The sequence below is a fragment of the Mycobacterium sp. TH-M106 genome (assembly GCF_057473765.1).
On record NZ_JBYCLE010000018.1, the window covers coordinates 1 to 10,326 of the forward strand.

Consider the following 10,326-nt stretch of genomic DNA (forward strand, 5'->3'; position numbering starts at 1 on the left):
GCAGGTGCTACGCGGACTGGAGCTAAATTCGGAGCGGTACCAAGAACTGGTCAACCGCCATACACCGGCGCCCCTGCGCCGCTTGTTCCGCGATATCGCCGTCACGAAGGGCTCGCCGCTCTACGACCAGGTAGAACGGGGTGAAATCTCGTACCGGCTGTACTGTCTTGCTAAAGATTGAAGCAGCGTTACCGTCAGATTGATCGGGTCTAGCCAGCGGTTTTCATTGCCTGGCTACTCCTGGCTACTCCTGGCACAGGTTGGCGATCTCACCGAACTGAGATTTCAGGGCGTCCCGCAACGGCTGCTGCACCGAACTGGCCGGACCCGCGCCGGCCATGTAGTTGACGCTCAACTCCTCCAGCGTGTCGGCGTAGTCGGTGACGGCCTTGCGCAGATCTGCCGGTGCCGCGAGTTCCTTGACGACGCGGTCGTGCAGATACGATCCGCCGCCGGAGAGGGCCAGCCGGGCGTTGGCCGCCACCGCCAGGGCGCCGACCTCGCTGTCGGGTCCCGGATTCGTCAGGTTGGTGTTGATGCCCACCGCGTTACCCACGGTGTTGGCCGCCGTGCAGACATTCTTCTTGGCCTCTTGGGTCTGCTCGCTGCTGAAGGATCCGGGGCCGCTCGACGGGCGGAACCAGCCGATGACGGCCAGGACCATGGCGATCAGTGAAATCGCCAGCGCTGCTAGCGCCGGCCAGGACGCCCGCTTCTGGGCGCCGATTGCCGGCGAGGATGCCCCAGCGGGGGCCTTTGCGGGCTTCGGTGTCGGGGCTGGATTGCTGGGAGAGTATTCAGGCATTGCGAGATAGTACCGCGTACCGCCGATCCGTCATACGGTTATCTGGTCTGCGGGAATCGGTGCAGGCAGGCCGTGCCGCCGATGCCGTCGGCGCACCGGTCCGGGCGGTACCCTCTGTGACGATGGCCAGCACCGATTTCCCCACCGTCACGCGGCGGCTGACCGGCTGGGGTCGCACCGCGCCGAGCATGGCGCAGGTGTTGTCGACGCCGGATCCGCAGGTCATCGCCGACGCGGTCGCGCAGATAGCGGACTGGGCAGACTCGGCAGACTCTGCAGGCTCCGGCGGCCGGCTGGCAACCCGGGGCGTCATCGCCCGCGGCCTGGGCCGCTCCTACGGAGATAACGCCCAGAACGGCGGCGGCCTGGTGATCGACATGACCGCGTGCAACCGCATCCACGCCATCGACGCCGAGACCGGGCTGGCCGACGTCGACGCCGGGGTCAGTCTGGATCAGCTGATGAAGGCCGCCCTGCCGTTCGGGCTGTGGGTGCCGGTGCTGCCCGGCACCCGCCAGGTCACCGTCGGCGGCGCGATCGCCTGCGACATCCACGGCAAGAACCACCACAGCGAGGGCAGCTTCGGCAACCACGTGGTCTCGATGGAGCTGCTGACGGCCGACGGTGCGGTGCGCCACCTGGAACCGGAAGGCCCGACGCCCTCAGACGCCGAGCTGTTCTGGGCCACCGTCGGCGGGAACGGCCTGACCGGGATCGTGCTGCGCGCGGTGATCGCGATGACCCCCACCGAGACGGCGTACTTCATCAACGACGGCGACCGCACCGCCAACCTCGACGAGACCATCGCGTTGCACAGCGACGGCAGCGAGGCAGGCTACACCTACTCGAGCGCCTGGTTCGACGCGATCAGCGCGCCGCCGAAGCTGGGCCGCGCGGCGATCACCCGGGGCCGGCTGGCGCGGCGCGACGAGCTGCCCAAGAAGCTGGCCCGCCACCCGTTGAAGTTCGACGCGCCGCAGCTGATGACGGTGCCCGACATCTTCCCCAACGGGCTGATGAACAAGCTCACGCTCAGTGTCATCGGCGAGCTGTACTACCGGCGCGGCGGGCACTACCGCGGCAAGATCGCCAACCTCACGCAGTTCTACCACCCGCTCGACCTGATCGGCGAGTGGAACCGCGGCTTCGGGTCCGCCGGTTTGGCGCAGTACCAGTTCGTCGTGCCCACCGCGGCTGTCGAGGAGTTCAAGGGCATCATCCGCGACGTTCAGCGCTCCGGGCACTACTCGGCGCTCAACGTGTTCAAGCTGTTCGGCCCGGCAAACGCCGCGCCGCTGAGCTTTCCGATGCCGGGCTGGAACGTCTGCCTGGATTTCCCGATGAAGCCCGGGGTCAACGAATTCCTCAACGACCTCGACCGTCGGGTGCTGGAGTTCGGCGGGCGGCTCTACACCGGCAAGGACTCCCGCACCACCGCCGAGACCTTCCACGCCATGTACCCCCGCATCGACGATTGGATCGCGGTGCGCCGCAAGGCCGACCCGACCGGGGTGTTCGTCTCCGACATGGCCCGACGTTTGGAGCTGCTGTAGCTGGCGGTTGCGTGCTCTTTTACCCAACGAATTTGTTGCGTAGAGTAGTGGTCATGACAAAGACGGAGCCCACCCGGGCATCCGCGCGATCAGCCGCGGACGACCCGCTATCGGCCGCACGCGTGCGCTACCTGGCCGACATCTTCGGCGGCGCGCAGCTCGCTGAGCTGGTTGGGGTAAACCGGTCGCAGCCCTCGCGGTGGATCAAAGGCGACGAGCGGCCCGGCGCGGCTGCCGCGCCAATCCTGATCGATCTCGAGCACGTGCTAGCCCGCGCACGCCTGGTATGGGGCGCGACGGCGGCGGCAACCTGGCTGGACAGCGCTAACAGGTATCTCGACGGTGCCCGCCCCATCGACGTACTGCAGCTATCGGGGCCATCGCCGGTGTTGGCCGCCCTCGACGCCGAAACATGGGGCGGCACCGCCTGAGTGCTGACCTACCGAGTCTTTGCGCATCTACCCGCCGCTCGAACCGGGCAGCCCGGTCATCCGCTGTATGAACATCGCCCGCAACGCGGAGGCCGGATCGACCACCCCGACTATCACGTCTGGTACCTGTCGCGCCTTGCCGAAGCCGCGTGCGGCGAGACGTTCGGCAACCTCGCGCGCTGGGAACCATCGATGCTGCAATTCCCGCAGCTGCCAGGCGCGCACCGGGCGCTCGGGATCTACGAGCTGCCCGACGATCTGCGCGTGCTTGACCTCGACGACCCCGCCCAGCTGGTCCGTCTGGGCTTACGGCCGACGCAGGTCGTCACCCGCAACCTCACGGTCACCCAGGCGTGGGGCCGCCGCATCTGGTCGGAGACCGATGCGCATACCGGCGACCACGCCTGGCAAGCGGTGTCGTGGTGGTCTTATCACCGTCCCGTCTGGACGGTGTTAGGCAGCTGGCTGCGCCCCAAGCTCGTCGGCGTCGAACCACTGCACGTTGACCATCCAGCGATCGTCGACGCAGCCGAAGCCCTGCAACGGATCGTCTCGCGTTGAACCAACCAACGGCCGTTCTCGAGGGCGCCGGGCTACCCTCTTGTGCGGATGTTGCGCCACCCGCCCGACGTTGGGAGCTGCTGTCGATGGTGTCCTCATGGTGTTAGACGCGACCGGAAACCCGCAGGCCGTCCTGCTGCTCGGCGGCACCTCCGAGATCGGGCTGGCCATCTGCGAGCGCTACCTGCGCAACGCGGCGGCGCGGATCATCCTGGCCTGCCTGCCCGACGATCCCGGTCGCAGCGACGCGGCGAAACAGCTGCAGGCCGCCGGCGCCCGGTCGGTGCAGCTGCTCGACTTCGACGCGCTGGACACCGGCAGCCACCCGCAGGTGATCGATCAGGCGTTCGCCGACGGTGACGTCGACGTCGCTATCGTGGCGTTCGGGTTGCTCGGCGACGCCGAAGAACTCTGGCAGAACCAGGCCAAGGCCGTGCAGATCGCCGAAATCAATTACACCGCAGCGGTTTCGGTGGGTGTGCTGCTGGCGGCGAAGATGCGCGCCCAAGGCTTCGGACAGATCATCGCAATGAGCTCGGTCGCCGGCGAGCGGGTGCGGCGGTCCAACTTCGTCTACGGCTCCACCAAAGCCGGGCTGGACGGCTTCTACCTCGGCCTGTCCGAGGCGCTGCGCGACGACGGGGTCCGGGTGCTGGTGATCCGCCCCGGCCAGGTGCGCACCCGGATGAGCGCGCACATCAAGGAGGCGCCGCTGACCGTCGACAAGGACTACGTCGCCGACCTCGCGGTCACCGCAGCCGCGAAGGGCAAGGAACTGGTCTGGGCGCCAGGAGCATTCCGTTACGTGATGATGGTGCTGCGGCACATCCCGCGGCGGATCTTCCGCAAGCTGCCCCTGTAGATGATGCGCAACGCAGGCGCCGTCGTCGCCCAGATGTCGCTGGCGGTCCTGGTCGCCGTCGTCGTTGCGGTGACCTCTCTGATCGCCATCGCGCGCGTCGACTGGCCGGCCTACCCGTCGTCGAACCAGCTCCACGCGCTGACCACGGTCGGCCAGGTCGGCTGCCTGGCCGGCCTGATCGGCTGCGGCTGGGTCTGGAGACACGGCGTAGCGCGGCTGCGGCGGTCGCTGGCCTGGCTGGGCGCGCTGGTGTTCGTCTCGGCGTACTCGGTGGTGACGCTGGCGATGCCGCTGGGCGCCACCAAGCTGTACCTGTTCGGCATCTCGGTCGACCAGCAGTTTCGCACCGAGTATCTGACCCGGCTCACCGACAGCCCCGCTCTGGCCGACATGACCTATTACGGGCTGCCGCCGTTCTACCCGCCGGGCTGGTTCTGGCTCGGCGGACGCGTGGCGGCGCTGACCGGCACGCCGGCCACCGAGGCCTGGACGATGTACAAGCCGTGGGCGATCACCTCGATCACCGTCGCCGTCGCCGTCGCGCTGGTGCTGTGGACGGCGATGATCCGCTTCGAGTACGGGCTGATCGTCACCGTCGCCACCGCAGCGGTGACGCTGGCCTACAGCTCACCCGAGCCGTATGCGGCGATGATCACCGTGCTGGCGCCGCCGGTGCTGATCCTGGCCTGGTCGGGGCTGCGGGCCGGCGAGCGTGGCGGGGGCTGGGCAGCGGTCGTGGGCACCGGGGTTTTCCTGGGCTTCGCGGCCACCTTCTACACCCTGCTGGTGGCCTACACCTCGTTCACCGTGGTGCTGATGGCGCTGCTGCTGGCGGCCGGGCGGTGGCGTGCAGCGGGTCTGCGGGCCGGGCTCGACCCACTGCGCCGACTGGCGGTGATCGGCGCCGTCGCGGCGGCCATCGCGTCGACCACCTGGCTGCCGTATCTGCTGCGGGCGGCCCGCGACCCGGTCTCCGGCACCGGCAGCGCCCGGCACTACCTGCCCGGCAGCGGTGCCGAGCTGTCCTTCCCCATGCTGCAGCCCACCCTGCTGGGCGCGTTGTGCCTGCTGGGCACCGGCTGGTTGGTGGCGCGGGCGTTGTCCTCGGTGCGGGCAGCCGCGCTGGCGATCGCCGTAATCGCCGTCTACCTGTGGTCGCTGCTGTCGATGCTGACCACGCTGGCACGCACCACGCTGCTGTCGTTCCGGCTGCAGCCGACGCTAACCGTGCTGCTGGCCGCCGCCGGGGTGTTCGGGTTCATCGAGGTCGCGCACGCGCTGGCCGCCCGCGGTCGCGGCCGGGGGTGGGGCGTCAGCGTGCTGCCGGTCGCGGTGGGGCTGGCCGGGGCGGTGGCGTTCAGCCAGGACATCCCCGAGGTGCTGCGGCCGGACCTCACCGTCGCCTACACCGACACCGACGGCCACGGCAAGCGCGGCGACCGGCGCCCGCCCGGAGCGGAGAAGTACTACGACGCCGTCGACGCCGCCATCACCCGGGCCACCGGCAAGCCGCGTGATGAGACCGTGGTGCTCACCGCCGACTACAGCTTCCTGTCCTACTACCCCTACTGGGGCTTTCAGGGGCTGACGTCGCACTACGCCAACCCGCTGGCGCTGTTCGACGCCCGTGCCACGGCGATCGAAAGCTGGTCGCGGCTGCAGACCGCGGAACAGTTCACTCACGCGCTGGACAGTCTGCCGTGGCGGGCGCCGACGGTGTTTCTGATGCGCTCTGCCAGTACGGGCGGCACCTACACGCTGCGGCTGGCCAAAGACGTCTACCCCAACCACCCCAACGTCCGGCGCTACACCGTGGACCTCGACGCCGCGCTGTTCGCCGGGCCGCAGTTCACCGTCGAGAAGATCGGCCCGTTCGTGCTGGCCATCCGCGCGTGACGGGCTCGCTGGATGGCCACCGAGGCGGCAGCCGTCGGCCAATTAGCATCTAGCTCCGTGGCCACGTCGCGGCAGAACTACCGGATCGCCCGGATCGTCGCCGCCGCCGCCGGCATGCTCGGGACCGCGCTGGCGCTGCTGACCCCGGTGCTACCGGTCAGACAGACCACCGCCGAACTGCACTGGCCGCAGGACGGCGTGCTGTCGTCCGTGCAGGCCCCGCTGATCAGCTACGTCGCCACCGACCTGAACATCACCATCCCGTGTCGGGCCGCCGCCGGGCTGGCCGGGCCGATGCACAGCAACACCGTGCTGGTGTCGACGGTGCCCAAGCAGGCACCCAAGGCCGTCGATCGTGGCCTGCTCATCGAACGCATCAACGACGACCTGGTGGTGGTGGACCGCAACGTCCCGGTAGTGGCGGCGCCGCTGAGCCAGGTGCTCAGCGGCGCCTGCCAGACGTTGACGTTCACCGCGCACGCCGACAAGGTCACCGCGGAATTCGTCGGGCTGACCCAGGGTCCCAACGCCGAGCACCCCGGCGAGCCGCTGCGCGGCGAACGCGGCGGCTACGATTTCCGGCCACAGATCGTCGGCGTCTACACCGACCTGTCCGGGCCCGCACCGGCCGGGCTGGACTTCACCGCCACCCTCGACAGCCGCTACTCCAGCGCACCCAGCCCGGTGAAGCTGGCCGCGATGATCCTCGCGGTGGTGCTGACGATCACCGCGCTGGTCGCGCTGCATGTCCTCGACACCGCCTTCGAAGCCGCGGGGGCCACCCGGCACCGCCGCATCCTGCCGCCGCGCTGGTGGTCGATCACGCCGCTGGATGCGCTGGTGACCGCGGTGCTGGTGTGGTGGCATTTCGTCGGCGCCAACACCGCCGACGACGGATACATCCTGACCATGGCCCGGGTGTCCGAACACGCCGGCTACATGGCCAACTACTACCGCTGGTTCGGCACCCCCGAGGCGCCGTTCGGCTGGTACTACGACCTGCTGGCGGCCTGGGCGCACGTCTCCACAGCCAGCATCTGGGTACGCCTGCCGACGCTGCTGATGGCGCTGGCCTGCTGGTGGCTGATCAGCCGGGAAGTCATCCCGCGGCTGGGCCACGCCGTCAAACACAGCCGCGCGGCGGCGTGGACGGCGGCCGGTCTGTTTCTGACCTTCTGGCTGCCGTTCAACAACGGCCTGCGGCCCGAGCCGATCATCGCCCTGGGAATCCTGGCGACCTGGTGCTCGGTGGAGCGGGCGGTGGCCACCAGCAGGCTGCTGCCGCTGGCGCTCGCCTGCATCATCGGCGCGCTAACCCTGTTCGCCGGGCCGACCGGCATCGCCTCCATTGGCGCGCTGCTGGTGGCGGTCGGGCCGCTGCTGACTATCCTGCACCGGCGCTCCCAACGGTTCGGCCTGCTGCCGCTGGTGGCGCCGATCGCGGCGGCGGCTGCCGGCACGGCGATCGTCATTTTCCGCGACCAGACCCTGGCCGGTGAGATCCAGGCCAGCATGGTCAAGTCCGCCGTCGGGCCCAGCCTGGCCTGGTTCGACGAGTACGTCCGCTACGAGCGGCTTTTCATGCCGACCCCCGACGGCTCGGTGGCCCGGCGTTTCCCGGTGCTGGCGCTGCTGGTCGCGCTGTCGGTGGCGGTGGCGATGTCGTTGCGCAAGGGCCGGATTCCGGGCGCCGCCGCCGGGCCCAGCCGCCGGATCATCGGCATCACGGTCATCTCGTTCGCCGCGATGTTGTTCACCCCCACCAAGTGGACCCACCACTTCGGGGTCTTCGCCGGGCTGGCCGGATCGCTCGGCGCGCTGGCCGCCGTCGCGGTCAGCACGGCGGCGATGCGCTCCCGGCGCAACCGCACGCTGTTCGCCGCACTGGTGCTGTTTATCACCGCCCTGTCGTTCGCCAGTGTTAACGGCTGGTGGTACGTGTCCAACTTCGGTGTGCCGTGGGCGAACGTATTCCCGAAATTCCATCTCTCGTTCGCCACCATGCTGATCGGCGCGACAATGCTGCTGCTTGCGGCGGCCGCCTGGTTTCACTTCAACTCGCCGGGTTCGCCGGGCACCCGCGCGACGTCGATCAGCGGGTTTCCGTTGGCGATTGCCGCGTGGGCACTGATCTTCTTCGAGGTGGCCTCGCTGACGTCGGCGATGACCGGCCAGTCTCCGGCGTGGACGGTGGGGCGCTCCAACCTGCAGGCCCTGGCCGGTCTGGCGACAGGTCGAAGCTGCGGCCTGGCCGACGATGTGTTGGTGGAGCCGGACGCTGACGCCGGGATGCTGACCCCGGTCGACGTGCCGCCCGGTACGGCGCTCGGCGCCGGCTTGGCCGAAGGGTTTCGCCCCAACGGCATTCCCGCCGATGTCTCCCCCGATCCGGTGATCGGGCCACCCGGCAGTCGTGACTCAACCGACGAGGACGGGCTGGTCACCGGTGGCGCGGCCGGTACCGCGGGCGGCACCACCGCCGAGCCCGGCATCAACGGATCGCGGGCGCGGCTGCCTTTCAATCTCGACCCGGCCCGCACCCCGGTGCTGGGCAGTTGGCGATCGGGTGTGCAGATGCCGGCCCTGCTGCGGTCGGCCTGGTACCGGCTGCCCCCACGCAACCAGGCCGGGCCGCTGCTGGTGGTGTCGGCCGCCGGCCGGTTCAACGCCGGCGAGGTGACGGCCCAGTGGGCCACCGACGCGGACGCGGCGGACGGAAAACCGGGCGGTTCGGTCGCATTCGGCGACGTGGGCGCAGCACCGGCATGGCGGAACCTGCGGGTGCCGCTGGACGCCATTCCCGACCGCGCCACCCAGATCCGCCTGGTGGCCCGCGACGACGACCTCGCGCCGCAGCACTGGATCGCACTGACTCCGCCACGCATTCCGAAGCTGCGCACCTTGCAGCAGGTGGTCGGCTCTACCGACCCGGTGCTGCTGGACTGGCTGGTAGGGCTGGCGTTCCCCTGCCAGCGTCCGTTCGGCCACCAGTACGGGGTCACCGAGGTGCCTCAGTGGCGGATCCTGCCGGACCGGTTCGGCGCCGAGGCCAACTCCCCGGTGATGGACAAGAACGGCGGCGGCCCGCTGGGCATCACCGAACTGCTGGTGCGCGCGGCCACCGTGCCCAGCTACCTCGCCGACGACTGGTTCCGGGATTGGGGGGCGCTGCAACGCCTGACGCCCTACTATCCCGACGCGGTGCCGGCTCGCCTGGTGCTGGGATCGGCGACCCGCAGCGGCCTGTGGAGCCCGGGGCCGCTGCGCTTCGAGCCGATGAAGTCCCGGTGAGCCAGAGCTGAGCCGGCCCATGACCTGACCACATCTGCCCCAGGGAGCCCTGCCGGCTCGCCCCGTCCGCACAACGCCGGGTCCCAGCGTCGCCCAACTCGTCGCATAACATCGAGGCTCGTGTCCTCCGACGACGAGCAGCCGTCCGGCTACCGGATCGCCCGGCTGATCGCCGTCGTCGCGGGCATCGCCGGGGTGCTGGCCTGCGCTGTGGTGCCGTTGCTGCCGGTCAAGCAGACCACGGCGACCATCGCATGGCCGCAGGGCACCACCGAAGACGGTCACGTCCGCGACATCACCGCGCCGCTGGTGTCGGGAGCGCCGCAGGCGCTGGACATCACCATTCCCTGCGCGGCGATCGCCACCCTGCCCGCCGACGGCGGCCTGGTGCTGTCGACGGTGCCGGCCGGCGGGGTGGACGCCACCAAAAACGGGTTGTTCGTGCGGGCCACCAAGGATGTGGTCTTCGCGGCGTATCGGGACTCGGTGGCCGCGACCGCGCCGCGCCACGCGGTGGCGGCCGGCGGCTGCAGCGAACTGCACCTGTGGGCCGGCGCGGGCGGGGTGGGCGCGGACTTCGCCGGCATTCCCGGCGCTGCCGGAACCCTGCCGGTGGAGAAGAAACCTCAGATCGGCGGGGTCTTCACCGATCTGAAGGTGCCCCCGCAGCCGGGGCTGGCCGCGCGCATCGACGTCGACACCCGGTTCATCGTCGCGCCCACCGCCGTCAAATCGGTAGTGCTGGCGCTGGCGGCGCTGGCGGTGGCGGTGTCGATCGTCGCGCTGGCGGTGCTGGACCGCTCGGGCCGCCGGGCACCGCGTAACTGGCGCTGGGCCAAAGCCGGCGCAGCGACCTGGCTCGCCGACGCCGGCGTCATCGCCACCCTGGCGGTGTGGCACCTCATCGGCGCCACCTCGTCGGACGAC

Annotated in this window: 8 protein-coding genes and 1 pseudogene; 8 read left to right on the plus strand and 1 reads right to left on the minus strand. The window is 69.8% G+C overall.

Going from position 1 to position 10,326, the window contains the following annotated elements; translation table 11 throughout:
- Positions 1-181 (plus strand): annotated as a pseudogene (locus tag AC2VOP_RS00580) (SAM-dependent methyltransferase); the annotation flags it as partial.
- Positions 182-244: 63 nt separating this feature from the next.
- Here the strand turns inward: AC2VOP_RS00580 and AC2VOP_RS00585 are convergent.
- Positions 245-805 carry a hypothetical protein gene (locus AC2VOP_RS00585; RefSeq protein WP_486959159.1) on the minus strand — a complete coding sequence of 187 codons (561 nt, stop codon included), beginning with the start codon at positions 803-805 and terminating at the stop codon, positions 245-247.
- A 122-nt stretch (positions 806-927) separates the two neighbouring features.
- On the opposite strand from AC2VOP_RS00585, the gene dprE1 reads away from it, so the two are divergent.
- The 7 genes from dprE1 to AC2VOP_RS00620 all read left to right on the plus strand — a co-directional run.
- Positions 928-2,358: a decaprenylphosphoryl-beta-D-ribose oxidase gene (gene dprE1, locus AC2VOP_RS00590; RefSeq protein ID WP_486959160.1), complete on the plus strand. Its 1,431-nt coding sequence runs from the start codon at positions 928-930 to the stop codon at positions 2,356-2,358.
- A gap of 53 nt (positions 2,359-2,411) precedes the next feature.
- On the plus strand, positions 2,412-2,789 hold the full coding sequence (locus tag AC2VOP_RS00595; protein WP_486959161.1) for an antitoxin Xre/MbcA/ParS toxin-binding domain-containing protein: 378 nt from the start codon (positions 2,412-2,414) through the stop codon (positions 2,787-2,789).
- Positions 2,790-3,350, plus strand: coding sequence for an RES domain-containing protein (locus AC2VOP_RS00600; protein ID WP_486959162.1), 561 nt, complete (start codon positions 2,790-2,792; stop codon positions 3,348-3,350).
- A gap of 97 nt (positions 3,351-3,447) precedes the next feature.
- A complete protein-coding gene (dprE2, locus tag AC2VOP_RS00605; protein WP_486959163.1) occupies positions 3,448-4,212 on the plus strand; it encodes a decaprenylphospho-beta-D-erythro-pentofuranosid-2-ulose 2-reductase in 765 nt (254 codons plus the stop codon).
- 3 nt (positions 4,213-4,215) lie between these two features.
- Positions 4,216-6,108, plus strand: a complete 1,893-nt coding sequence (locus AC2VOP_RS00610) for a galactan 5-O-arabinofuranosyltransferase (RefSeq protein WP_486959166.1) — start codon at positions 4,216-4,218, stop codon at positions 6,106-6,108.
- Positions 6,109-6,120: 12 nt separating this feature from the next.
- Positions 6,121-9,399, plus strand: coding sequence for an arabinosyltransferase domain-containing protein (locus tag AC2VOP_RS00615; protein WP_486959164.1), 3,279 nt, complete (start codon positions 6,121-6,123; stop codon positions 9,397-9,399).
- Between the two features lie 120 nt (positions 9,400-9,519).
- A partial coding sequence (locus tag AC2VOP_RS00620; RefSeq protein WP_486959165.1) for an arabinosyltransferase domain-containing protein occupies positions 9,520-10,326 on the plus strand: 807 nt, incomplete at its 3' end.

What these genes read in the sequence shown, in the direction of transcription:
- dprE1 (WP_486959160.1), top strand. Translation starts at nt 928, where the DNA reads ATGGCCAGCACCGATTTCCCCACCGTCACGCGGCGGCTGACCGGCTGG.
- AC2VOP_RS00595 (WP_486959161.1), top strand. Translation starts at nt 2,412, where the DNA reads ATGACAAAGACGGAGCCCACCCGGGCATCCGCGCGATCAGCCGCGGAC.
- AC2VOP_RS00610 (WP_486959166.1), top strand. Translation starts at nt 4,216, where the DNA reads ATGCGCAACGCAGGCGCCGTCGTCGCCCAGATGTCGCTGGCGGTCCTG.
- AC2VOP_RS00615 (WP_486959164.1), top strand. Translation starts at nt 6,121, where the DNA reads ATGGCCACCGAGGCGGCAGCCGTCGGCCAATTAGCATCTAGCTCCGTG.
- dprE2 (WP_486959163.1), top strand. Translation starts at nt 3,448, where the DNA reads ATGGTGTTAGACGCGACCGGAAACCCGCAGGCCGTCCTGCTGCTCGGC.
- AC2VOP_RS00585 (WP_486959159.1), bottom strand. Translation starts at nt 805, where the DNA reads ATGCCTGAATACTCTCCCAGCAATCCAGCCCCGACACCGAAGCCCGCA.